This is a genomic window from Labrenzia sp. THAF187b (genome assembly GCF_009363375.1).
In the GTDB taxonomy this organism is placed as follows: Bacteria; Pseudomonadota; Alphaproteobacteria; order Rhizobiales; family Stappiaceae; genus Roseibium; species Roseibium algicola.
Genome location: NZ_CP045344.1, coordinates 4,700,508 through 4,725,871 on the forward strand (window position 1 = coordinate 4,700,508; position 25,364 = coordinate 4,725,871).

The 25,364-nt window shown below is 57.8% G+C and carries 19 protein-coding genes; 5 read left to right on the forward strand and 14 right to left on the reverse strand.

Annotated features, from left to right (window positions below; all coding sequences use genetic code 11):
- Positions 1–18: 18 nt before the first annotated feature.
- A complete protein-coding gene (gene tssH, locus FIV03_RS21680) occupies positions 19–2,826 on the forward strand; it encodes a type VI secretion system ATPase TssH (protein ID WP_152510939.1) in 2,808 nt (935 codons plus the stop codon).
- Between the two features lie 91 nt (positions 2,827–2,917).
- Here tssH and FIV03_RS21685 read toward each other — a convergent pair whose 3' ends face one another.
- The 7 genes from FIV03_RS21685 to FIV03_RS21715 form a co-directional block, all read right to left on the reverse strand.
- Positions 2,918–3,214: a PAAR domain-containing protein gene (locus FIV03_RS21685; RefSeq protein ID WP_077292990.1), complete on the reverse strand. Its 297-nt coding sequence runs from the start codon at positions 3,212–3,214 to the stop codon at positions 2,918–2,920.
- A gap of 107 nt (positions 3,215–3,321) precedes the next feature.
- Complete coding sequence (locus FIV03_RS21690) at positions 3,322–5,139, reverse strand: M23 family metallopeptidase (protein ID WP_173013905.1); 1,818 nt, start codon at positions 5,137–5,139, stop codon at positions 3,322–3,324.
- A gap of 280 nt (positions 5,140–5,419) precedes the next feature.
- Positions 5,420–7,303 (reverse strand): adenylate/guanylate cyclase domain-containing protein, encoded by a 1,884-nt coding sequence (locus FIV03_RS21695; RefSeq protein WP_209009738.1) that lies wholly within the window; start codon positions 7,301–7,303, stop codon positions 5,420–5,422.
- Positions 7,304–7,353: 50 nt separating this feature from the next.
- Positions 7,354–8,034, reverse strand: a complete 681-nt coding sequence (locus FIV03_RS21700; protein ID WP_209009739.1) for a hypothetical protein — start codon at positions 8,032–8,034, stop codon at positions 7,354–7,356.
- A 161-nt stretch (positions 8,035–8,195) separates the two neighbouring features.
- Positions 8,196–9,821, reverse strand: coding sequence for a caspase family protein (locus tag FIV03_RS21705; protein WP_152510942.1), 1,626 nt, complete (start codon positions 9,819–9,821; stop codon positions 8,196–8,198).
- 24 nt (positions 9,822–9,845) lie between these two features.
- Entirely contained in the window at positions 9,846–10,169 is a 324-nt protein-coding gene (locus FIV03_RS31645) for a hypothetical protein (RefSeq protein WP_173013906.1), read from the reverse strand.
- 20 nt (positions 10,170–10,189) lie between these two features.
- Positions 10,190–12,814: a caspase family protein gene (locus tag FIV03_RS21715; RefSeq protein ID WP_173013907.1), complete on the reverse strand. Its 2,625-nt coding sequence runs from the start codon at positions 12,812–12,814 to the stop codon at positions 10,190–10,192.
- Positions 12,815–13,196: 382 nt separating this feature from the next.
- Here FIV03_RS21715 and FIV03_RS21720 point away from each other — a divergent pair, with 382 nt between their 5' ends.
- Positions 13,197–14,048, forward strand: coding sequence for a GNAT family N-acetyltransferase (locus tag FIV03_RS21720; protein ID WP_152510944.1), 852 nt, complete (start codon positions 13,197–13,199; stop codon positions 14,046–14,048).
- Between the two features lie 33 nt (positions 14,049–14,081).
- Here FIV03_RS21720 and FIV03_RS21725 read toward each other — a convergent pair whose 3' ends face one another.
- The 7 genes from FIV03_RS21725 to FIV03_RS21755 all read right to left on the reverse strand — a co-directional run bounded on the left by FIV03_RS21725 (position 14,082) and on the right by FIV03_RS21755 (position 21,510).
- On the reverse strand, positions 14,082–15,026 hold the full coding sequence (locus tag FIV03_RS21725; RefSeq protein ID WP_055653978.1) for an ornithine cyclodeaminase family protein: 945 nt from the start codon (positions 15,024–15,026) through the stop codon (positions 14,082–14,084).
- Positions 15,027–15,129: 103 nt separating this feature from the next.
- Complete coding sequence (locus tag FIV03_RS21730) at positions 15,130–16,230, reverse strand: calcium:proton antiporter (RefSeq protein ID WP_286202218.1); 1,101 nt, start codon at positions 16,228–16,230, stop codon at positions 15,130–15,132.
- 131 nt (positions 16,231–16,361) lie between these two features.
- Positions 16,362–17,141, reverse strand: a complete 780-nt coding sequence (locus tag FIV03_RS21735) for an ABC transporter ATP-binding protein (RefSeq protein WP_152510945.1) — start codon at positions 17,139–17,141, stop codon at positions 16,362–16,364.
- Positions 17,138–17,893 (reverse strand): ABC transporter ATP-binding protein, encoded by a 756-nt coding sequence (locus tag FIV03_RS21740; RefSeq protein WP_022999385.1) that lies wholly within the window; start codon positions 17,891–17,893, stop codon positions 17,138–17,140. The genes FIV03_RS21735 and FIV03_RS21740 overlap by 4 nt, the downstream gene beginning before the upstream one ends.
- 11 nt (positions 17,894–17,904) lie before the next feature.
- Positions 17,905–18,972, reverse strand: coding sequence for a branched-chain amino acid ABC transporter permease (locus tag FIV03_RS21745; protein ID WP_228932952.1), 1,068 nt, complete (start codon positions 18,970–18,972; stop codon positions 17,905–17,907).
- Positions 18,973–19,045: 73 nt separating this feature from the next.
- On the reverse strand, positions 19,046–20,074 hold the full coding sequence (locus tag FIV03_RS21750) for a branched-chain amino acid ABC transporter permease (protein ID WP_152510947.1): 1,029 nt from the start codon (positions 20,072–20,074) through the stop codon (positions 19,046–19,048).
- 89 nt (positions 20,075–20,163) lie between these two features.
- A complete protein-coding gene (locus tag FIV03_RS21755; RefSeq protein WP_152510948.1) occupies positions 20,164–21,510 on the reverse strand; it encodes a substrate-binding protein in 1,347 nt (448 codons plus the stop codon).
- Between the two features lie 484 nt (positions 21,511–21,994).
- Here FIV03_RS21755 and FIV03_RS21760 point away from each other — a divergent pair, with 484 nt between their 5' ends.
- From FIV03_RS21760 to FIV03_RS21770, 3 genes are all read left to right on the forward strand, one after another.
- Positions 21,995–22,603, forward strand: a complete 609-nt coding sequence (locus tag FIV03_RS21760; protein ID WP_152510949.1) for a pyridoxamine 5'-phosphate oxidase family protein — start codon at positions 21,995–21,997, stop codon at positions 22,601–22,603.
- Between the two features lie 225 nt (positions 22,604–22,828).
- On the forward strand, positions 22,829–24,871 hold the full coding sequence (locus FIV03_RS21765) for a M3 family metallopeptidase (RefSeq protein WP_173013908.1): 2,043 nt from the start codon (positions 22,829–22,831) through the stop codon (positions 24,869–24,871).
- A gap of 63 nt (positions 24,872–24,934) precedes the next feature.
- Positions 24,935–25,330 carry a DUF423 domain-containing protein gene (locus FIV03_RS21770; protein WP_353622179.1) on the forward strand — a complete coding sequence of 132 codons (396 nt, stop codon included), beginning with the start codon at positions 24,935–24,937 and terminating at the stop codon, positions 25,328–25,330.
- Positions 25,331–25,364 lie beyond the last annotated feature (34 nt).

The following is a 25,364-nucleotide window of genomic DNA, read 5'->3' on the forward strand; positions in this document are numbered from 1 at the left end:
GTCTGAAGGACCGATATTATGAATGACATTACGGTTGAAAAAGTTGTCAACAAGACCAACTCAACTGCCTACGACAGCCTGGACAAGGCCATGAGGCTTACAAAGGATGCCGGTCATCGGCATCTCGAGCTGGTCCACTGGTTCTACTATCTGATCCGCAACGAAAATTCTGATGTATTTCATATTCTGCGCCATTTCGACGTCGATCTCGGCGCCCTGGACAAGGACCTTCAGGCCGCGCTTGCAGAGTTCAAGATCAACCAGACCGAACTTCCGTCCATGTCCAAACCTTTCCGCGAAGCGCTGGAAGGAGCCTGGTTCGTTGGCACGCTGACATACGGCGACTACAAGATCCGCACGGCGTATGTCCTTCTTTTCATGCTTGGCGAAGAGAGCACCCGCACGCAGCTTTTCCAGCTGTCGAAGGCTCTCAACAAGCTCAAGCACGATGAAATCGCGAACAACCTGGACGCTATCGCCGGATCATCCGGCGAAGTGCGGGCGAGGCCCATCGACGGTTCAAGTCCAGCCTCCGGTAGCACAGCAGGCGAACCGGGCGCAGAGCCGCTCGCAGCAGGCGGCCCCGGGGAAGATGCACTCAGCCAGTTCACGGTAGATTTCACAGCTCGTGCGCGGGCAAAGGAATTCGATCCGATCGTCGGCCGGGACGAAGAAATCCGGCAAGTCATCGACGTTCTGATGCGCCGCCGCCAGAACAACCCGATCCTGACCGGCGAAGCCGGGGTCGGCAAAACGGCTATCGTCGAAGGCTTTGCGCAGAAAATCGTTGCCGGGGATGTTCCGCCAGCTCTTCTGGGCACTCGCCTTTGTGCGCTGGATCTCGGCCTGCTTCAGGCCGGCGCGTCGATGAAAGGCGAATTCGAAAAACGTCTGCGCGCGGTCATTGATGCCGTCCATGGCTCCATCGTGCCGACGATCCTGTTCATTGATGAAGCTCATACGCTGATCGGAGCCGGCGGCGCTGCCGGCACGGGCGATGCGGCCAACCTTCTGAAGCCTGCGCTTGCCCGCGGCACACTCAGGACCGTCGCGGCCACGACATGGTCGGAATACCGCCAGCATTTTGAAAAAGATCCGGCCCTGACACGGCGCTTCCAGCCTGTGCAGGTTGACGAACCGGATGAAGAAAAGTGCTTTGCCATGGTGCGCGGCCTGCTTGGTCCGATGGAAGATCATCACCAGGTTCGCATCCTCGATAGCGCTGTGCGGTCGGCCGTATCGTTGTCACATCGCTACATTCCAGCGCGCCAGCTGCCGGACAAGGCGGTCAGCGTTCTCGACACCGCCTCGGCACGCGTCAACATCTCGCAAGCAGCACAGCCAGCCCGGTTGCTGGACCTGGTTGCCCGAAAAGGTTTTCTGGAGACAGAGAAAAAGGCCCTGACCAACGATGCCGAACTGGGCCTGGAGCATCAGGAACAGCTCGAGGCACTGTCCAACGCGATTACGGAAACCGAAAGCGACATCGAGACTGTCCGCAATCAGTGGGAAAGCGAGCGGAAACTGGTAGCCGGAATCCGGCGTCTGAATGCGGCTCTTGCAAAGCTTCGCGGTGTTGAACCTGCGCCTCATCCGGAAAGCGAGGCAATCGAAGATCCGCAGCACGACAAGCCCGCTCTCGTTCCGATCGACGAGATCGAGCTTGAACTTGACGTGGACCTGACCAACGAAGACGCCATTCGCGAAGCGCTGCAGGCGATGCGCACGGAGCTTTCCGAAATCCCCGAAGACGATCGCATGGTCTATGCCTATGTCGACGATGAGGCTGTTGCCAGCATCATTTCCGACTGGACCGGCATTCCGGTCGGGCGGATGGTGCAGGACGAAATGCAGACGATCCTGTCGCTGACCGACAGCCTCAACAAGCGCGTGATCGGTCAGGCCCATGGTCTGGCAATGATCTCGAAGCGCATCGAGACCAGCCGCGCCCAGTTGGGCAATCCGGACAAGCCCATCGGCGTGTTCATGCTGTGCGGCCCCTCCGGTGTCGGTAAAACCGAAACCGCCCTGGCCCTTGCCGAGACCCTTTATGGTGGTGAGGAAAGCCTGATCACCATCAATATGTCCGAATTCCAGGAAGCGCATTCCGTTTCCGGTCTCAAAGGCGCTCCTCCGGGATATGTAGGCTATGGCGAAGGCGGCCGGTTGACCGAAGCCGTGCGGCGTAAGCCTTACTCGGTCGTCCTTCTGGACGAAGTCGAAAAGGCTCATCCGGATGTTCACGAGATCTTCTTCCAGGTGTTCGACAAGGGTTGGATGGAAGACGGCATGGGCCGCAAGATCGACTTCCGCAACACGTTGATACTGCTGACCTCGAATGTCGGCACTGACATCATCATGAATGCAGCAAGTCACATGCTGGATGCGCCGGTTTCCAATAATCCGGACCTCGCGGCAACCGACCCGAACGCGCCGGATCCGGAGAAGCTCGCGGAAACCTTGAGACCAGCATTGCTCGACGTGTTCCCGCCGGCCCTGCTCGGCCGTATCGTGACCATCCCCTACTATCCGCTATCGCCATCCATGCTCGGGTTCATCGTCCGGCTTCAGCTCAACCGTATTGTCAAACGGGTCAAGCAGAACCGGGATGCCGTGCTGAGTTATGGCGACGACGTGGTGAGCCATATCGTTTCACTCTGCCGCGACCCGGACAGCGGTGGTCGCATGATCGACAACATCCTGACCAACGACCTTCTGCCGAAGCTGTCACGTGCGTTCCTCACCGCGCAAATGAACGGCGAAGAACTGAAGGGTGTGACCTTGAAAGCGACGGAAACCGGAATCGAAATCGAGCCGACCAACTGACATCAACCAACAAAAACGCCGGACAGGTTCTCCCACCTGTCCGGCGTTTCGATTCCGCCCGGAAATCCGGCTGATTGTCGCAAGTCCTGGTTCAGCCCCCGATAAGAACGGTAAATTCACCTGTCGTGATCGCGCCACCCTTGGCTGTTGGATCGCCAATGCGAGCCGCAGGCAAACTTCCGATAAGAACAGTCAGCGACCCCATGATAATGGGGTCGACATTTGCCGGCGGTGGGCCGACACACACGCAAAGGTCCGTCATTCTCGCAGCAGGACGCTTGCCGATCAGGACGTTGATCTTGCATGGTGGCGCAATCGGCAACCCTGGCGGAATGGGTGTCATCGGGCACATATGAAAATCGCCCAGGCGGGCAGCTGGTCTGGTCATGGCAGCCTCGTGCGTTGTTCCACTCTTGCCAGAATGAACGTTCCTGCGACAAATACTGGGACCTGGATCACAGTCTGGCGTATTTCAGCGCTGCCGCAAGTCCTGTTTCACTGCACGCTCAAAATGTCGGCAATCACCGTCCGGTATTCCTGCAGATCCTTGCCCCCGACAGACTGCGGTGCTTCCGCTCCCGTCTCCATTTCAAAGGCCAACGGGTCTGTCGGCTCTCCCCTGTGCCTGATTTCGAAATGAAGGTGCGGTCCGGTGGAAAGCCCCGTAGTTCCGACGTAACCAATCAGATCACCCGCCTGAACCACAGACCCCAGCTGGATGCCATCGGCGTATTCATGCATATGCGCGTAGCGGCTGGTAATTCCGTCCTTGTGGGTAAGTTCAATGAAATTGCCGTAACCGCCTCGAACATCGCGATAGGTGACCTTTCCGGAAAAGGCCGCGTGGATCGCGGTTCCCGTGGGGGCCGCCCAATCGACACCGGCATGCAGGCGTTCCGTTTTCTTGATCGGATGAAATCTCATGCCGAACTTCGATGTCAGAACACCTTTGACCGGGACAAGCATGGCGCCGGACAAGCTGACCTTGCCGCCTTCATTCACACAGGCAAAACCGCGATTACCGGGAGCTTTCAGCACGTAGCAGCGAACGGACCAGTCGTCCCCGCGCCGAACACCGGCAAAGAGCACCCTGCCACCGCCACGCTTCTCGTCTCGAGCACTGTCCGTGAATACCAGAGTAACTCTCTCATCTGGTTTGATCGACCGCTTCAGGTCGGTCATGGGCGCCAAATATGCGATTGCCTCGCCCACGATAGAAGCGGGTACGGCATTGCGGACTGCGGTGGCATAAACACCGTCGATCAAGCGATGCGAATTGGCAGGTTGAGTTGCCTCCTCACCCGCGATCTTCTGTTCAACGATAGTCTTGCCAAACCAGGGATCGGCGCCTGCTACATACCCGTCCCCGTCTCTCCCAACCGAATAGGCGGCTGTACCGATATACCCTTCCCGGCCGTAGATCGAAATCTGGACAGGCCGATAATAATCGCCAATCCGGCCTACCTTGTTCGGCATACGAACACCACGCACCGCGATCTTGTCGCCTGCGATCAAATCGCTTTTGTCAAAGTTGTCCCTGACGAATTCCACCAGCGAATCCAGGACTTCCTCGTCGAAGCCTTTGCCTTTCAGGAAATCCTTGAGCGGAGCCGCCTTTGTTACCTCCTCGCGTACTTCGACCCGGCTAGGCCCCTGACCGATGGGACGCTCGGTAAGATAGAGGTTCAATGTGTCCGTTGACGGTTTCAGAAACACCGGCAAATCGGGAGAACCATCGTCCGCGGGCTGCGCATCTTCTTCAACGACTATGCCCTCGGCTTCATCCCCGCCCCCGAAATTGCCGAACTGAAAGTCCGCCTCGCTACCCGGTGCGCGAATAACAAGGTTGCCGTCATCGTCCAGCATCTGACTGTCCAGCACGTATGCGGCAACAGACGGCACCGACGCAGCACCGTCCCCGATCGCAGCGGTTGGCACTGGACGCTCCGACAAGTCAATCCGCCGATTGGCAGCACCATCCTTCAGAAGGACCGGGTCGCCCGCCAACGGAATGACAGCAGAGAGGGCCATGTCGAAAAACGGATCGGCCGGAACATCGAGATCCTCCTCGTTGGTCAACGCAGTGTCATCAACATCCTGTTCCAGGGGTTGGTCATTGGCGGCGGTTTCGTCGGGATCTTGCTGCGGAGCATTTTCCGGAGAGGCGCTGTCCGACACCGCTTCGGCGATATCCTGTAACCCGATTTCCTCGGGAGGTGACAAGGATATCGCGCCGGAGGAGATCAGATGGGCAATGCCGCCAGCAGCACCACCCAGCACCAGGAACCCGATGGCCATTGCGGCATAAAGCACAATGGGTGACCGTTTCGGAGCTGCCGCCTTGGCCGGCGCAGCTCCTGGGTTTGGCGGTGATGTAGCGGTAGGGCCAGCTTGTGGCGCCTTTTGCGACGGACGGATCACGGTCCTGTCAAACTCTGGGCGATGAGCACCCGGATTTTGGTTGTCAGGCCATTGGACCATTGTGAGACCTTAAGCGCAGCGTCGCAGCTGCTCAGGCTGCTGAAAATCAATACCCCGATCATGCCGGATGATTGGGAAAGATGCAAAAAATGCTGTGTTTGAAAGCGCTTCGTCAGGAGCGCGGAAACGTGACCAGCTTGCTCCTGTCCTGTTCCTGCCGCGCGATTGTCCGTCTTTCTTCCGGTTCCATGTACATTTCAGGTAGATCCAGAGTGTAAACGGTGATGTCGGAACTGAGACCACGCAATTGTCCCTTCCAGATCTCAGCAACCGGATAGGACGAAGGCAGTTTCTCGGCGACCGATTGACTGACTGCGAGACGAACCTTGTGGTCCTTGGCAACGGATTCGACCCGGCTTGCCGTGTTGACGGTGGTACCCATGACTGTGAAGGAACGTCGATGTTCACCACCGATGTCGCCAACCAGAACCGGTCCGGCGTTAAGGGCTATGCGCAGGTCCAGCGGCGGTTGTCCGGTGATTTCGCGCAATCTGTCTAGCAGGTTTATGATTTCTGTTGCGGCATCGACAGCCGATTTTTCGGGATGCTCAACCGTATTGGGTGCGTTCCAGACCGCCATGATCGCATCGCCGATATACTTGTCGATATACCCTTGGTGAGCAGTGATCACCTGTCCGATCCTGTCAAAACAGGAATTGACCACGCGCACCACATCCTTATCGGCGAGCTTTTCAGACATCTTGGTGAAGCCCACGATATCGATGAAAGCCACGACGACATGCCGGGTTTCCCCACCAAGCGCCGGCAACTGTTCGGAACTCGCCATCAGCTTGATGACATCCGGGGCAAGGTAGTGACCGAAGAGCCTCACCAGAGACCTCTGCCGGCGCTGCAGGATGCCAACCTTCCCGACAGCCGCGATGATTGTCGCGGTGACGAAGGCAACCGGAGCAACGCCTGGCGAAGGAAACATGCCGAGCTCCATACTGCCAAGGCTCACGCCCAGTCCGCAAAGCACTCCGCCGACAACCACAACAGGCAAGACGACCAGCGGAAGCGACAGGCCTGCGAGCGCGCCAACCACGGCAAAGATCACCGCAAATGCGGGGACGAGACCAGCGGGGGGCTCGGTCACGATCCTTCCGGCGATAGGCGAGCCGATGAAATCGGCCAGTACAAATACACCGGCGGTTTGCGGCTGTACGCGTGGTCGCCCGCTTGGCCCCGTTTCCGCCAGCTCTTCCGGCAGATGCGGCAGGAAACGGTCTGAAAAAAGATGCTCGTCTTCATAGGGCAACAGCCCGCCGAACAGTACGATGCGGCCTTCTGCAAAACGGGCAAGCTCTTGCCTGCCCTCTTCACTTTCCAGAAGCTGCAGAACGTCGATGAGCGAAAGATACGGAACGGACGTCGCGAGGCGGGCGGATGGCACCGGAATGTAGGTTTGAGCGACCTCGGCACCTGCGATACCCAAAAGCGCATCGATCAGATGTGGCGAAGCGGTGAGAGGTGAATGCGGCTCGTGTCGTCGCACCACACCGTCGCTGTCAGTAGAAACGATAACCGACCTGACACCACCCTCACCGGCTGCAGCGGAAAACATGCGTTGAGGTACGCCTATTTCGGTGTGAGCAATGAAGACCCTGCCGCGGTTCTGATAGAGGAACCGCTGAAATGCCAGGTCAAAGCCTTTCAATCTGGCTTCGCCGGTGCTGGGATCCACAAAGCCGTCCGCACTATAGGCAAATACAAAGTCATAGCCCAGCGCCACAGCGCCGGCATTCAGCATGGCTTGTCCGGCCTCTGCCAGAACCGGGGTCATCAGGACCCGAGGTATTGGTGCCAACCGGTCGGAGTTAAGCGCTTTTTGATCAAGACCGACCACGACAACAGGTGCAGGACCTGCCTGCTCCTTGTTGTCCATGAGGGCCTTGATCTGGAACAGGCGGTCTGTCACCCACCCTTCCCAGATGGCCTTTTGAGCGGATAAACCGATGGCGATCCCAGCCCCTACCGCAACGAGTGCGATGAGCAAGATGAGCTGTTTTCGTCCAATGGCTGCGTCCGCGAACCGGCCGCCAAATATCATTTCACGATGACGACAGCGGTTTTCCGTCCAACCTGGACCGGGTCAATGGTGATCGTACGCATGACGACACCATAGTCTGGCGCCTTGCCTTGCAGGAACAGTTCAACCTCAACGGCCTCGTCTTCCGGCTCACGGTTCGGCATGTCGGTCAGAATATTGTCGAGCATGTCGAAGCGCTTGGGTTCACCGCCACCAAAGGAAACAAACACCGTGTCGTATTGATCGCGCAGCTTGTTGTCGAACCGCAGCATCAATGACGCAGCTTTCTTGTTTTCCAGCGTAAGGCCACGCAGCGTGACGGTCAGACCCTTGTCAGCCTTTTCGCTGTCGGTTCCGCTGTCTGCCTGCAAGCAGTTACCCGCTCTCAGAACTTTCTGTTCGGAACCTTCTGCGGTGTATCCTTCGGAAGATACCTTGAGCACACCGGCCTGAATCCTGACTTCCTGACACGCGGAATAGTCCAGCAGGTCGACATGTCCGGTAGCGCCGAGATCGACTACGTCACCAGGCATTAGCTCGGTAAACGCGGACACATCAACACCTTCCGACTTGTCCAGCACCAGCGCAATCGGATCCGCTAGTGCAGTTCCGGCGGACAGCGCAAACATAAGACCCGCGAGAGCACTCGTGGCCTGCAAACTTCGCCTTGAACAGGCATGCTTCAAAATCCGTTTCATGAAGGGCTCCTGATTCCCTGGTCATTCCAAATACGCTCGGCCTTTTCGACGCAGCCCAGCGCTGACTATGGTTCGATATTACCAGAGGATGGCGAAATGAGTGTGGCCATGGTCACAAAAATTCTTTTCAAGCGCAACAAGATAGAAGGAGACCTCTCGCGTCAGCCGGCAGGCTCCGTGTAGACACCGGCAATACCCACGGCATCTGCATACTGGCCAATCAACTCAAGCAATTTTGGTGTCAGCTCGGCGCTCAGAGGTTTGCCATCGAGTGCAGCCAATACGCCGACCAATTGAGGCATCGGTTTGGCCGCCCGTACCATAACGATATGGTCCGCACCGAACGGCAGGGCAGCCCTCAAGTTCAACACGTAAGGCTTGGCTGCCTGAACCGTGGTGTCCTTGCCAAGCGGGTCCGCCTTCTTGTTGGGAGCAAGCAGACGAAGCGTGCCGTCTGCCTCCAGCGCGAACACGACCATATTGCCTGCCTGGTCCGATTTAAGACCAACCTTGAATGCATCTCCTTCGGGGATATGCCCGACTGACGGCTGGAGTGTTCCTTCAATTGGCTGGCGCTCACGCGACAAGGCATAAAGATCGGATAGAAAACCCCATTTGGTGACAACATCGGAAAACCGGTCGATGTTGGTCGCATTGCCGCGCAGCACCACGTCGCCAAATTTGGTCAGGACGTCGCCTTCTTCCACATCCCAGAACAGATCCGCGGTCCCATCTTCAACGACCTTCAGGCGGCCCTCCTGTTTGCCGGCCAGCTGCTGCAATACCGGTGTGGCAGCATTGGTGCTCGCAGACAGGGTCAAGACGCCGTTTTCATGTGCGAATATCTGCTCGTTGACACGTGGCAGGACAGCGGCGCGGCTATCACCGCTCATGATCAGGCTGGGCGACTGGCGTCCCTCCGTTGCGACCCGCACGGTTTCCTTGAGAAACAGGCTGAGCTCCTCCATGGATATACCGCCATCGCGATCCAGGTCCGCCCTTCCCTCGACACCGCGCGCAAAGGCCCAGCTCAAGGCACCGCGCGGTTCACCGGCAATCAGAAGCTCGGGGATGACCTGTCCATCGACAGTAGCGCCTACGTAGATGACATTGGGAAGGTCCTGAACGTCGCCTGACGGTTGGGCGTTTCCGGCCAGCATTGGCGGAAGAGGTTGAGAGCGTAATGCGTCGTTCTCGAACGGGGGTAAACCAACCAGCCGCGTCCCCAGCCGTGTGATACGCGGATCCACGGATCGGGTCATCGTGCCCGAGTGGCAGCTGTCTGCCAGAACCAGGACACTGCGTCCACCGGCTGCTCGGAGCATTGCGGCAATGTCATCGTCTCGCAGTCTCTCGCCATTACCCGGTGCTGCAATATCGAAACCGGCCAGGAGGAAGACTTCATCCATGCCGTCTTCTTCCGAACCCTTTACCCACTCGGGCTCCTGGGCCCCGTGCCCAGCATAGGACAAAACAAGAACATCATCAGCATCCGCGCGGGAAATGAGATCCTGCCATGACGACAGGATTGCCTGCCTCGACGCATCGGCATCGTATAGCGTGGTCAGGTCGGTAACACCGGCAGCGGTCAGTGTTTCGGCGATGTCTCGCGCATCATTGACCGCCCCTTTCAAGGGAGAAACGTGCTGATAGGCGTCGACGCCCACAACGAGTGCGCGCCACTGTCCGGCTTCCGCTGCTGAGCCAAAACTCACTGCGATAAGAAACAGGCAGCACATTCTGGCCCAGAAATATCGTCCGGACGCCAGGCCAAATGGAACATTCATCGGTGTTACCTTTTCTGTGCGAGGTTAGCCCCAGCTACCGCCGCCGCCGCCACTTGGGCCGCCGCCACCGCCGCCGCCGCCACCGCCGCCACTTCCGCCGCCGCTGTTGCCGCCGCCTCCACTATTTCCGCCACCGCTATTGCCGCCACCGCTATTGCCGTTGTTGCGGTCTTGAGCGCTAGGATCGTTGATCGGATCATAGGCAGGTCTCGAAGCCCTATTGGTCGTCGGGCTCGTGGTCGCAGGCTGCCTGACACCTTGCGGGGCCGGGTTTTGCTGTGTTTGGCATCCTGCCACCATCAGCGTCAGCAGTCCTGTGACCGGCAATAAGAACAAGAACGATTTCATCTGAATATCTCCCTCAACGATTAAAACAGATCATATCTGGGACGGTTCTGTTCCCACTGATGCTTTACCAGTGCAATCAGGGCCTCATCGCCTTCGGAAGGCGCCCGTCCAGAGGCTTCAAAGAAGTCGGCCAGGGCTTCACGGGTTTTCCGTCCCGGCTGCCCGTCAACCGGTCCTGGATCGAAACCGAGATCGGTCAGGGTCTGTTGCAACACCTTTGCCTTGAGGTTTTTCCGCGCATCGCCGAGAGCGGTCTTTGCCTGCTCGGCAGCCTGCGAAGACGGTTCAACAGCCACAGCCATGGCAAGCATGCGAACACGGTCCTGGCCTGCGGCATCGCCATCTTGCTGGCCGAGCATCCACGCGGTGTTGAATGCGCCCCAGGGATCTCCGCGCTGGGCACTTTCACGGAACCAGCGAGTTGCCTCTTCGGCGTTTTTCTCAACACCCTGGCCATTGTAGTAAAGCAGTCCGATGGCCGTGCCTGCGGCCGGGTGCCCGCCTTCATGTGCTTTCATGAACCAGCCAAGTGCTGCTTCATAGTCCTGCGGCACACCTTTGCCGTCGCGGTACAGCGTACCCATGTTCAGGTAGCCATAAATGTCGTTCCGCGATGCCGAGCGGTTGTAGTAATAAACGGCGCGGTCGATGTTTTCTTCCACGTGCTGGCCATTCAGGTAGAAGCCACCAATGGCATTGAACGAGAACGTGTGGCCTGCCTCCACCGACTGCAGCAGTTTGTCCAGGCCGTCCTTTTCATTCTGGGCCGTGCCTTCGCCCTTGATCTCGGCCATACCAAGCGAATGCAGAGCATAGGCGTCTCCCCGCTCCGCAGCCTTGCGGTACAGGTCGACAGCCTTCTCGCGGTCACGATCGATCCCGGCACCCAGGAAATACATGCGCCCCAGCACCTGGCCGGCACGAACATGTCCCATCTGGTAGGCCTGTTCAAAGTAACCGACAGCCTGTTGCAGATTACCGGCGGCAAATGCTCCACGGCCGCGCTGGAAGACGAACCGGCCGATCTCCGGGTAGGCAGCCATCGCTTCGGCGCAGGCCGTATCCACAGCCGCCGCATCAAGATCGTTGGCGAGCCGTCCTTCCGTAACCGCCTGCAAATCGAAAGGCTGGGTCGCCAGGCGATCGCATTGCGTTACACGGGGTTGAACAATCTGCGTGATGGTTCTGGCGGGCGTTCCTTCGACAGCCGGCAGTTCCAGAGCAAACTTCCGCGCTTCGCTTTCGCTGCCGATCTGCGGACGGACGGTCAACGTCGCGAGAGCAGAAACAGGAAAACGGTCGCCGGCCTGCAGCAATCGGTTGTCGGAAGCAAGCTGCAGGTCCGTATCGACAGAGACGACCTTCAGCCAATCGCTTGTTGCCGGCAGATCCTCGACGGGCGCATCCGGATAGACGTTTACGGGGCCGGTGCCGATATCAGCTTCGACCGCTCCCTTTGAGGCAGCGTTGCCCAGCCATTCCAGGAGTGCTTGAAGCCGCTTCGTGCGGTTTTCTTCCACCTGCTCGTTTTGCACCGGCGCTTCGGCCTGCGCGACCGTAATTGAGGCGATCGCGGATGCAGAACCACCCCATTGATCCTCTACCTCGTAGGAGATCAGTTCCACGTCGCCGGGTTGGGAGCCTTCCGGAAAGAACTCGAGACTGGCAAGCTCCGCCGCATCTATCACGTCCCCTTCGGCAACAGCCCGTCCTCCGGGCAGCTTCAAGGTACCTTTTTCGGGTAGCAAGGTGAGCTTCGCCTTCAGCGTTCCACCTTCCGGCTGAACCGGCTCGGGGATGCTGATCGGAACAGATTCAGCCGATGCAGATACACTGACCCTGTGATGGGCAGTCACGATCGGAGCCGGTTTGGGCGGTACGAAATAGAAGCTGGTGACGAGCGTTGAATCCTCATATGGGATCTGCTGGCCGCCGGTCTTGCGAACCACGTCATCGCGAACCTTGGTCATCAGGTCCTTGATCTCGAGCGCCGGATCAAGAGCATTTTCGACCACAGAAGAGGTGAACGGGCTCATCGGCCCCTTGCCGTCGTAGGCAACCTGACCAGGACGCGTGGCATAGGAGATAAATGTGCCGAGCTTGTTCGGAATCCGGCGCAGCCCTCTGGTCTTTCCGAGCGAATATTCTTCCTCGCCCCAAAACAGGCTTGCGATTTCGAACGGGTTGTCCCGGCAAGCGTCAAGCATGACGATCTGCAGGCTGGAAGCGGCCTTCATGTAGTCCAGCAGATGGGACACCTTGAGGCTTTCGAATTCCAAGTCGTATTGAGAGGACAGTTTGGCGTCGACAGGAAGAATGAAATTGGATTCGCCTACCTGAAGCGCATGACCGGAATAGTAGAACAGCGCCGTGTCGCCGTCATTCAGTTCCCTCAGAAACCGGCGTACGACCTGCTCCAGATCCTTCTTGTTGAGGTCCGTGCCGATCGTCACATCAAAATCGGCCTCCCGAAGGATCCTGGCGATTTCCGTCGTGTCCGTAACGGGATTTTCCAGCGGGGTCACATACTGGTATTCCTGGTTGCCGATGACCAGCGCAACCCTGCGCCCGTCCTCGGTCTGTGCCATCGCCTGGGCGGAAGGCAAAGCAAGAGCGGCCCCCACCGGCAGGCTCAGAAGGCCCATCCTGACAGCTTTCCTCAACCGGCCAACAGGCTTGGTGGAGGTCATAGATTTGCCAACTCGTGTGGCAAGAGGTCGATAATCCCGATTCTGCATAACGTCCTCAGCGCTTAAATCCGCGTGTAACTATCGCGCTAGAGCTGCCGCCTGTCTGTGATGGAACTCACACGGAGGCACTTCCGGCTCCAAAGCGTCCGGCGCCCCCGTCGATCAAATACCCTAAGGGAAAGTGATGCACACTTGTGGGTCCGACGCAAGGGAGACGACATCAGCAACCGTCAGCTGTTCAGGCAAAGCCGGGGGAACGTGGCCTCAGGCAAGTGTTTCTTTTCATTTCGAGTCATCCTACGCTGCTGCAAAAGCCTGCAAATGCTCGGGAGGTCAGATGACAGACGCGTTCAGGATTCGCCAGCTGAAGGAAAGTGAGATTTACGTCCCACTCGAATTGGCGATGGAGGAAGGTTGGAACCCCGGGATCGAAGACGGCCCAGCATTCTTTACAGCTGATCCGAACGGGTATTTTGCTGGCGAAATAGACGGAAAGCTGATCAACGTTATTTCGGCAGTCCGCTACGGCGATACGTTCGGCTTCATTGGGCTCTATATCTGCAAGCGCGAATTCCGGACAATGGGATACGGCCACCGGATCTGGGACCACGCGATGGCATATCTGGGGTCTCGGGTCATCGGTCTGGATGCGGTAAATGAGCAGACTGCGAGTTATGCCCAGCACGGGTTCAAATCAGTCTACCGAAACATCCGGCATGCCGGCATCTCAATGTGCGATACGCCCATGGACCCGCGCCTTGCACCACTTGGTCATGGGCTTTTTCCCGGCATCCGTGATTATGACCGGCGCTTCTTTCCGGCTGAACGCACGCAATTTCTGCAGACCTGGGCCGCCCCCATGCTGGAAACGCGGCGCGGCTTTGCCTTTGTCGAAGATGGTCATGTCAGGGGCTACGGGATTATCCGCCAGTGCCATGAAGGCTACAAGATCGGGCCCCTTTTCGCGGATGAGCCGGAAATTGCCGATACCTTGTTCCGCACACTTGCCGGACAGGTCAAAGGGCAGACCATTATCCTCGACACACCCGAACCCAATGCGGCGGCATTGCTGATGGCGGAAAAATACGAACTGTCACCGGAATTCGAAACCTTCCGCATGTATCGCGGCATGGCACCCGATCTGCCTTTAGACCAGCTCTACGGCATCACAACGTTCGAATTGGGCTGAGGCGGCAAACCGCCCCGCCCTGTTCGTTTCCAATCAATGCTCGACTGACTGGTAGGCAAGAATGGCGCCGGCAAGGTCTTCCAGCGCCGCCCCAACCGACTTGAACATGGTGATGGCTTCTTCACTCTGCCGGCCAGGATGGTCGCCCCGGCAAAGCTCATACAGATCAGCCTTGATTTCGCCCGGCGACAATACCCCGGCCTTGATCGGCTGAACGATATCTCCACCTTCGGAAAGGCACCCGTCGCGGGTGTCCACGAAGATCTCTGCCCGCTTGACAAGATCGTCATCACTCTCGCGCATGCTGGGCTTGAAGGCCCCCACAAGATCCACATGCGTTCCCGGCTTCAACAATGCCCCCTTGATCAAGGGCTCGGAAGAGAGTGTTGCGGCGCTGACGATATCCGCTTCCCCAAGCGCTTCCTTCAAACTTGTTGCTGACTTCAGTTTCACCGGAAACTGGTCGGCAAGCGAGCGCACGACTTCTTCCGTCTTTTCCCTGGACCGCCCCCAGATGGTGACTTCGTCAATGGAACGAACGGCCATATGCGCGGCGATCAGATTGGGAGCAAGGCGCCCGGTGCCGAGTACCAGCAGGTGTCGCGCGTCGGAGCGAGCCAGGTAGCTGGCCGCAAGTGCGGAGGCCGCTGCGGTGCGCCTGGCAGTCAATTCGCCACCGTCGATAAGCGCGAGCATCTCTCCGGTTCGTGCATCCGACAAAAGGTATTGCGCAGAAATTGCGGGAAGATTGCGTTCCGAATTGCCAGGAACCACATTGACCACCTTCACGCCCGCATATCCGCCCGGCACCCAGGCCGGCATCAGCAGCACAGTCGCATCGGGCTCACCGGGTATTTCCATGTCATGATGGTGGCGGGTTGGCATCACGCAGCCAGACCGGAACATCTTTGCCAGAGCGTCTATCAGATCAGGATATGGCAATGCATCGCGGGTCTGGTCTTCGGTCAAAAGCAGCATGTTGAGCCAATCTGTTAAGTGTTAACTTTTATTGATACAAATCATATTCCCCGGAGCAGTCCAAGCATTTGCTCGGACGAAAAACTCCAGGAGAGCGTAATTTTCAGGACAAGTCGAAGATCATCATTACATAGGCGGCGAACAGTGCCAGGTGAACTGCGCCCTGGAGATAGTTCGTCGCCCTGCTACCGAACGTCAACAGGCTTATGAACAGGGTCAGCACGAGCATGATGATGTCAGCAGGTTCCAGGCCAAGCTCAATCTTAAGTCCCGTCACCCAACTTACGAGAAGAACGGCCGGCACGGTCAGACCAATGGTCGCCACCGCAGAGCCAAGGCAGATATTTACAGCGCGCTGAAGCTTGTTATCACGTGCGGCCTGCAGAGCGCTGAGCCCCTCGGGCATCAGCACAAGTGCCGCAACAATGAACCCGCTCAAGGCCAGCGGTGCTCCCAGCCCCTCGATACCGAATTCCACATAGAGCGCGAGTTTCTTCGACAGGAGAATGATCGGAAGAAGTGCCCCGAACAGGCCAATGATGTGAAACGGCATCGACCGGACGACCACACCATGATGCCCGTCGTCATGGCCGTCGTCATCGGGCTGACGAAAGATATCACTGTGCGTTACCGTCTGGATCGCCAGAAACACGCCATACAGCAGCAGGCACATAACGACATCGAACGCCGACTGTAGCGGAGACAGCTCTCCGCCTGGAGCCGAATGGGTGATGCGCGGCAACACGAGTGCAAAGATTGCCAGAGGCACAAGCACCGATAGGAACGCATTCGCGCCTTGCAGATTATAGGTCTGGTTCTTGTGGCGCAGGCCGCCTGCCAGAAGACACAGGCCAACCAGCCCGTTCAGGACAATCATCACGACCGAGAACATCGTGTTGCGTGCCATCGTCGGAATAGCATCGCCCGACAGCATGATCGCAACAATCAACGCAACTTCGATCCCGATGACAGCAAGGGTCAGGATCAAGGTACCGAAGGGTTCGCCAAGCAGGGTTGCCAGGCATTCCGCGTGCCGGACGACCGAAAAGGCGCACCACATAACCGTGACGAATATGACCGCCAGCAGCAACAGCGACGGGACAATCCCGATCGTTTCCGGCTTCAAGGCATCGCCCGCGAAAGTGAAGGCGGCAAAGACCGCAAATCCCGTGAGGCTCGGCAATTCCGATTTGAGGCTGGTCACAAAGAAACCCGATAAAAAATGAAAACAGTCTGGACAGACTATAGGCCGCCGCCGCCGCCTTCAACCAATGCCGGCAGACAAAAAAGGCCGGTGCTTGGCACCGGCCTTCAGCTTCTGAAATGTCCGCAGGGTCAGATCGCCAGATATTCCTGACGCAATTGCGGATTGTCGAGGACATCCTGTGCCGATCCGTCGAACACGACCTCTCCCATGTCCAGAATGACCGCCCTGTCGGCAAGGTGAAGCGCCGCGATTGCGTTCTGTTCAACAATGATGGTCGTGATGCCGAGATCCTTCACGCCTTCGAGGATGCGCTCGATCTCCTGAACGATCACCGGTGCCAGGCCTTCATAGGGCTCGTCCAGCAACAGCAGCTTGATGTCGCGCGCGAGGATACGTGCAACAGCCAGCATCTGCTGTTCGCCGCCGGACATGGTGATGGCGTCCTGCGACCGTCGTTCGGCCAACCTTGGGAAATGCTCGTAGATACGCTCGATCGACCATCCGACCGGCTCGGCAATCTGCGAAAGCTCCAGGTTCTCCTGAACCGTCAGTCCCGGAATGATGCGTCTGTCTTCCGGAACGAGGCCGACGCCCTGGCGGGCTGCCTGAAAGCTCTTCATGGTGTGAAGCGGCTTGTGATCGAGCCACACCTCACCATGTTTCAGCTGCGGATCCTCCATCCGGGCGATTGCCCGCAACGTCGATGTCTTGCCTGCACCATTGCGGCCCAGAAGTGCCAGGATCTCGCCCTCACGAATGTCAAAACTGACACCCTGAACGATATAGCTTTCGCCGTAATAGGCATGCAGGTCCCACGCCGAGAAAAATGCGGGGGCGCCGCCCTGAGATTTGCGCGGCGGGACGCTGGGAGCGGACCGGCCGCTGAACTGATCGTCAAGTAGGGTCACAGATGCGCTCCTCCGAGATAAGCTTCCTGTACGCGCGGGTCGCCCTTGATCTCTTCGGGCTTGCCTTCCGCGATGATCGTTCCCTGAGCGAGAACGGTGACCTTGTCGGCAAGCGAGAACACGACATGCATGTCATGTTCGATGACCACCTTGGTGATTCCGCGTCCGGCAATCCGTTTCAGAAGATCGATCGTGTTGTTGGTATCGGCGCGGGACATGCCCGCGGTCGGTTCATCGAGAAGCAGCAGCTTCGGATCCTGCGAGAGGCACATGGCCAGCTCGAGCCGGCGCTTGTCACCACGTGACAGGGAACCGGAGATAACGTCTTTTTTCTCCGCCAGGCCGACGTCCTCCAGCATGTGAAGTGCCTTGTCCTGGATTTCTGCATCCCTATCGAGCCGCTTGAACGGACGCAATGAGAACTGGCCGTCGCGCTTTGCCATTGTAGGGATGATGACGTTTTCCAGCAGGGTGAGTTCTGCGAAGATTTCAGGGGTCTGGAACACCCGAGAAACGCCGACCTGGTTTATCTCGTAGGGCTTCATGCCTGTGAGCGAGATATCACCGAACTTCACCGTGCCGGTATCCGGGATCAACCGGCCGATCATGCAGTTCAGGAAGGTCGACTTGCCCGCTCCGTTCGGCCCGATGATCGCGTGAACAGTGCCCTGCTCCACCGAGAAGTTGACATTGTTGAGGGCTCTCAGACCGCCGAACGACTTGTTGACGCCCTCTACACGTAGGATTTCCATATTCTTGTTCCTTACTCTGCAGGGGCAGTTGCACGGTTCGGTTCGGACTTGCCGGACGACCGCTTGAACAGCTTACCGATCCGGGACACGCCTTCCATGATGCCACCAGGCAGGAAGATAACGATCAGCATGAAGAGAACACCGAGCGTAAGATGCCAGCCTTCACCGACGAACAGGCCGGCAACGGAGATGACGGGGCCTTCGATAAAGTCCGGAAGGAAGCCGAAAATCTCGTGCAGGGTCTGCTCGTTGAAGGCGGAGAAGATGTTCTCGAAATACTTGATCAGCGCCGCACCGAAGATCGGGCCGAGCAAGGTACCTGCGCCGCCGAGAATGGTCATGAGAACGACCTCTCCAGATGCAGTCCATTGCATGCGCTCAGCACCTGCCAGCGGATCGGTGATGCACATCAAAGCACCTGCCAGACCTGCATACATGCCCGAGATCACGAACGCCGCCAGTGTGTAGGGACGCGGGTTGAGACCGGTGTAGGTCATACGGTTCTGGTTGGTCTTGACGGCGCGCAGCATGATGCCGAAAGGCGACCGGAAGATCCGCTGTGCAACGAAGAAGCCGATCAGAAGGATGACCGCACAGAAGTAGAACCCGCCCCACCCGGTCATTTCAATGCCGAACAGGTTTGCGATCAAGGGTCCATCCGCACCGCCGTTGCCATCGAACAGACGCGGGTCGCTGCGCAGAACACGCAAGCCGGTCTCCCCGTTGGTGATCGGCGTCAGAACAGAATAGGCCAGGTTATAGGACATCTGAGCGAAAGCGAGCGTCAGGATCGAGAAATAGATACCCGACCGGCGCAGCGAAACGTAGCCGATGGCAAGCGCGAAGATACCGGACGCGATGATTGCCATGATCGCGGCAGGGATCGGGTTCATGCCAAGCAGCTTGAACGTCCAGACCGCGGTGTAGGAACCGACCCCCAGAAAGGCGGCGTGTCCGAATGACAGGTATCCAGTCAGACCGAACAGAATGTTGAAACCGGTCGCAAAGAGACCAAAGATTGCAAACTTCTGCAGAAGGTCAGGATAACCGGCACCAATCGGTTCAAGCCAGATCGGCATCGTAAGCACCGCGACGGCAAAGATCGCGAAGAAGATGTAGTCGCGTGCAGGAGAAGTTTTTGTAGACATTTTTTTAGTTCTCCATGACGCCCTTGCGGCCCATCAGCCCGCGCGGACGCACGAGAAGGATGACCACAGCAACGAGATAGATGATGATCTGGTCGATGCCTGGAAGAATGGCCTTGATTTCATTCATCGATGCGAAGGACTGCAGGATGCCGAGCAGGAAACCTGCCGCGACGGCTCCAGGCAGCGACCCCATGCCGCCAACAACCACCACGACGAAGCTGAGCACGAGGAAGTCCATGCCCATGTGATAGTCGGGTGGCAGGATCGGCGTGTACATGACCCCGGCAAGACCAGCGACCACTGCGGCGATCGCGAAAACGATGGTGAAACGGCGCTCGATGTTGATGCCCAGCAGCCCGACCGTATGACGGTCTGCCATCCCGGCCCGAACAACCATGCCGAAGGTGGTGAATTGCAGGAAGGCGAAGACGGCTGCGATGATGGCGCCTGCGAAAGCAAGGTAGACCATGCGCCAGTACGGATAGACGATCACGCCAGGATCCATCCCGAGCGCTGCGCCGATATCGGCTGCGCCGCGCACTGCATCCGGAGCGGTTTGCGGGATCGGGTTTGCGCCGAAGATCGACTTGATGATTTCCTGAAGAACGATAGCGAGGCCGAACGTGACCAAAATCTGATCGGCGTGCGCCCGGTTGTAGAAATGCTTGATCAGGCCACGTTCCATGATGAAGCCGAACAGCAGCATGACGGGGATGGCAAGCAGGATGGAAACCGGTACTGAATAATTGAGAACCCAGTTACCAAAGTCTCCGAAGTAGGCCTCGATATAGGGTGTACGGATCTCGAGAGGCGTTCCCCAGGCCGTCGTCTTGGTCGGGTCCGTCGTCACGATCTCCAGGCTGAGAAGCTTGTTGAACGAAACCGCGCAGAACGCACCAAGCATGAACAAGGCGCCATGCGCGAAGTTGACGACCCCAAGGGTCCCGAAAATCAGGGTCAGCCCCAAGGCGATCAGCGCGTAGGCTCCGCCCTTGTCCAACCCGTTCAGCAGTTGAAGAATAATCACATCCATGGTCTTGCCGCTATTTGCTGCGTCACTTGCGTCCTGATAAGCAGCAGCCGCCGGCGGAGATCCTCCGGCGGCTGCCGACGTTCAAGAGCTTATGCGCCGTTGTTGCACGCGCCGAGTTCGCCACCCAGCAAGTCTGCCGGGTATTCGACCTGCGAACGCGGAGTGACTTCCACCACTTCGAGAAGGTCGAACTGGGAGCTCGGGTTTTCTTTACCCTTCACGACCAGAACGTCCTTGAAGCACTGGTGGTCTTCTGCGCGATAGAGGGTCGGACCGTTGCCCATGCCGTCGAATTCGAAGCCTTCGAGAGCTGCGGCAATTGCGCAAGGATCGAACGTGCCTGCCCGCTGTGCGGCATCTGCATAAAGCAGTGTCTGGACGTAACAGGTGTGCGCAGCCTGGCTCGGCGGGAAGCCGTATTCCTGGCCGAAGGACTTCACGAAAGCCTTGGAGCCTTCGTCCTGCAGCGACCAGTGCCAGTTGGTGGACCCGAAGATGCCCTTAACGTTTTCACCGGCACCCTGTGCCATCAGGCGAGAATACAGCGGAACAACGATCGCGAAGTCCTTGCCGTTGACCTGCTTGTCGCGCAGACCGAACTGAACGGCCTGGGTCAGGGAGTTCACCATGTCCTTGCCGTAGTGGTTCAGGACCAGAACGTCAGCACCGGAGTTCAGAACCGGCGTGATGTACTGCGAGAAGTCACCAGCGCCAAGCGGAGTGCGAACGGCAGCTGTCGTCTCCCAGCCCATGCCTTCGGTGTACTTCTTGATGGATTCTTCCTGAGACCAGCCCCAGGTGTAGTCGGCGGTCAGGTGGTAGGCCTTGCGGTCGGTGCCGTAGTTGTTCTTCAGAACCGGAGCCAGTGCAGCGCCGGACATTTCGGTGTTGAAGAAGTGACGGAAACCGTTCTTGCGCTTGTCCTTGCCGGTGGTGTCGTTGGAGTGGGTCAGACCTGCCATGAAGATGACGCCCGCTTCCTGGCAGAGCGACTGCACGGCGATCGCCACACCGGAGGACGAACCGCCGGTAATCATGATAGCGCCGTCTTTTTCGATCATGCGCTTTGCGGATGCACGGGCCGCGTCGGACTTGGTCTGCGTGTCACCGGTCACGAAGGCGACCTTCTTGCCGTTGACGCCGTTGCCCTTGAGTTCCTTGGACGAGAAGGTGTTCAACAGACCGCCATCGCCTTCACCGTTCAGGTGCTTGACGGCAAGCTGATAGGCACGCAGTTCGTCTGCCCCTTCGTCGGCATATGCGCCGGTCTGCGGAACGTTGAAGCCCAGAACGACTTCAGCGCCTGTCGGTTCGTTGAGATAACCGGCAGACCATGCGCGGCTGGTGAAAATGGTCGGCGTTGCCAGTGCGGCACCGCCCAATGCGCCAGCGCGCAAAATGGAACGACGATTGAGGGGTTTACGAATTAAGCTCATACTTTCCTCCCAGAAAGGCGTCGCGTACCCACCTCGGGCACGCCTGCAATAGCTGTACAGCTGCAAGCAATTCCGGCTTGTTCCCCGTCCGGGATCCCGGCTCCTCCGCACCAAAACTGCAAGCTGCAACGACTGTAAAAAAATCATCTGCAAAACAGCAATACGACTATCGGATCGCTCACCCTCACCAACTCATTATACTTTCGAAGTAATCACGGCTAATCTTCGAATTTCTTCGCGATTTTTATTGCATTGCGTCATTTTGTTTCTTTTTGATTTTCAGCCACTTACTTCTCACCTATACCGCAACGCGAAGTTACCTTGACGTAAGAGTTCAAAAATCCGAAATTTCAAAGCGTTAGACCAAAGTGCAAGATCACGCGGAGCTCAAAGGGCGCCTGCAGCGAAATTGACGGAGTCGGATCCGGGCGGATAAGCTGCGGCCCTCGCCTTCGTCCCCGTACACCTGCCCGGAATCAATTCAATGAGCATCCTCACTTCCCTTGAGGACCTTCACGCACACTACGGCACTGCCGGAGAAGCGTCCTTGATCAAGGAAATCGATTATTTGAGCCCTGCGTATCGCAGGATTGTCGAGGCTTCCAACTTCTGCACACTTGCAACCTGTGGACCAGAAGGGCTCGACTGCTCTCCGCGCGGCGACGACGGCATGGTTGTCAGGATAAAGGATGATCAGACGCTGCTGATGCCCGACCGGCGGGGCAACAACAGGATCGACTCACTGCGCAATATTGTGCGCGACCCGCGTGTCTCGCTCATGTTCATGATTCCCGGCTGGAACAACGTTTTGAGGATCAACGGCAAGGCAGTACTTTCCGTCGAGCAGGACCTTATTGCCAGCTTCGAAAAAGAAGGCCATCTGCCTCGTTCGGTGATCGTGATCACGATCGGCTCGGTCTACTTCCAATGTGCGCGCGCCGTCATGCGTGCCGGCCTCTGGGAAACCAAGAGCAGCATCGGCAAGGGCGACTTGCCGTCACCAGGTGAAATCATGAAGGAAATCAAGGCAAGTTTCGATGGTGAAACCTATGACCGCGAATGGCCGGAGCGTGCCAAGACCTCGATGTGGTAAGCGGCCTCCAATTGATGCCAATGACATCGAAAGACCGATAGAAAGCATCCTGAGGCAAGCGAGTGCCTCTGCCTTCCCTACCCGCCGAACAGACACACAGGTTGCCCTATCGCGTTCTGCGACCTGACCGGCTTCAAGCCGCTATTTAGCCGCAGAGTGCTTGGAACCGATCCCAATCTGCGCCATATGTCGCTGACATCCTTTAAGATACCTTCCGAGGCACAAATGACCGTCAATCCGCTTCTTTCCGACTGGACCACGCCGTTCGACCTGCCTCCCTTCGAGACGATCGCTCCCGAGCATTTCGAGGAAGCATTCGACGCCGCCATGGCAGAAGCCAAGGCCGACACTGACAGGATTGCCGATCAGGAGGTGGCGCCGACTTTTGAAAACACGATTGTTGCCCTGGAGACGTCAGGAAAGACGCTGACAAAGGTTGCAAGGACGTTTTTCAACCTGACCGGTGCCCATACCAATGAGGCCCTGCAAAAGATCGAGCGAGATGTCGCGCCGAAGCTTGCCAAACATTCCTCGGAAATGCTGCTGAATTCCAGGCTTTACGGCCGGATTGCTGCGTTGTGGGATCAAAGGGATTCCCTTGATCTCAATTCCGAGGACGCGCGCGTCCTGGAACGGTATCAGAAAATGTTCCAGCGGGCCGGTGCAGGCCTCGACGATGCCGGCAAGGCGCGGATGGCTGACATTTCGCAAAGACTTGCCACCCTCGGCACCAGCTTTTCCCAGAATGTACTCAAGGATGAGTCGGACTATCAGCTTGTTCTGGAAACCGAGGAAGACCGTGCCGGCCTGCCTGACTTCCTGCTGACGTCGGCTGCGGAAGCTGCAAACGAACGAGGGTTGGACGGTAAGCACGTCATCACGCTTTCCCGTTCCTCGATCGAGCCTTTCCTTCAATTTTCCACGAACCGGCGCTTGCGTGAAGAAGCCTTCAAGGCATGGTCTGCCCGGGGAGAAAACGGCGGCCAGACGGACAACCGGGCAATCATTAGCGAAACCCTTAAACTGCGGGACGAGAAAGCCCGGATGCTCGGTTTCAAGAACTTTGCGGAGTTCAAGCTCGACGACACGATGGCCAAGACGCCCGACAACGTCAGAGGCCTGCTTGTGAAGGTCTGGGAACCGGCGGTCGCTCAGGCGCGGGAAGAAGAAGCCAAGCTGGCGGACATGGCGCGCAATGCCGGCGAGAACCATTCTATCGAGGCATGGGACTGGCGCTTTTATTCCGAAAAGGTCCGCAAGGCCGAACACGATCTGGATGAAACGGAGCTGAAGCCTTACCTGCAGCTCGAAAACATCATCCAGGCTGCCTTTGACACGGCAACACGTCTCTTCGGGCTTACTTTCAAAGAACTCAAGGACATGCCGGTCTACCATCCGGATGTCCGGGTGTTTGAAGTTCTCGGCAAGGATGGCAATCACGTCGGTCTCTTTCTGGGAGACTATTTCGCACGGTCGTCAAAAAGATCCGGTGCCTGGATGAGTGCTTTCCGGTCGCAGCACAGGCTGGAAGGCGACGTAACGCCAATCATCGTCAATGTGATGAATTTCTCCAAGGGTGCCAGGGGTGAGGCCACGCTGCTGACGTTCGATGATGCCCGGACCCTGTTCCACGAGTTTGGCCATGGCCTGCACGGCCTTCTTTCGAATGTGACCTACCCCATGATCTCGGGCACAAGCGTCTCGCGTGACTTCGTCGAGTTGCCCTCTCAGCTGTATGAGCACTGGTTGTCGCAACCCGAAGTGCTTTCAAAATACGCCGTTCACTACAAGACCGGCGAACCGATGCCCGAGGCACTTCTCGACAAGCTGCTTGCCGCCGCCAATTTCAATCAGGGATTTGCGACGGTCGAGTATACGGCTTCCGCACTGATCGATCTCGAACTCCATCAATTGGAAGATCCGTCAGAACTAGATGTTGCAGCCTTCGAAAAGGAAGAACTCGGCAAGATCGGCATGCCGCAGGCCATCACCATGCGTCACCGTATCCCGCATTTCCAGCATATCTTTTCGGGCGACGGCTACGCGGCCGGGTATTACAGCTACATGTGGTCGGAAGTGATGGATGCGGATGCGTTTGAGGCATTTGAAGAGAAGGGCAACGTTTTTGACCCGGAAACGGCTGGAAAACTGTTGACCTACATCTACTCAGCCGGTGGCCGGCAGGACCCGGAAGCCGCGTATCTCTCATTCCGGGGGCGTGCACCAAGGATCGATGCACTTCTCGAAAAGCGCGGCTTTGCTGCCTGATCCGACCTCTTCTCAAGGCCTGCCGGCTTGCGTCGGCGGGTCAAACGTTTCCAGGACAACCGGATGACCCACATGCAGCCTCAGGCGACCCCGACCGCTCCTCTTCTCAGAACGGGCATGGCCATGGCCGGTGTCTCAGGTGCAGCCGGCGTCGTAAGTCTGGCATTGTCCGCGCACGCCAGCGCGTCAAGCCTGATCGAAACCGCTGCACAAATGCTTCTGTTTCACGCGCCTGTGTTCCTGGGCATCGGCCTTCTCGCCCAATTGCGGAGAGTGCCGCTCCTTCCCGTCGTTTTGATATTCCTTGCCGCAGGACTGTCCCTGTTCTGTGGTGACCTGTTGATGCGGGCCTTTCTGGAAAGGCGCCTGTTTCCGATGTCGGCGCCAATCGGAGGCATGACGGTGATCCTCGGATGGCTGATGCTCGCGCTCTGTGCTTTACGTGTTCAGCCCAAGTGACTAAAAGCCATCTGACAGGTTATTCCGGTAAAAC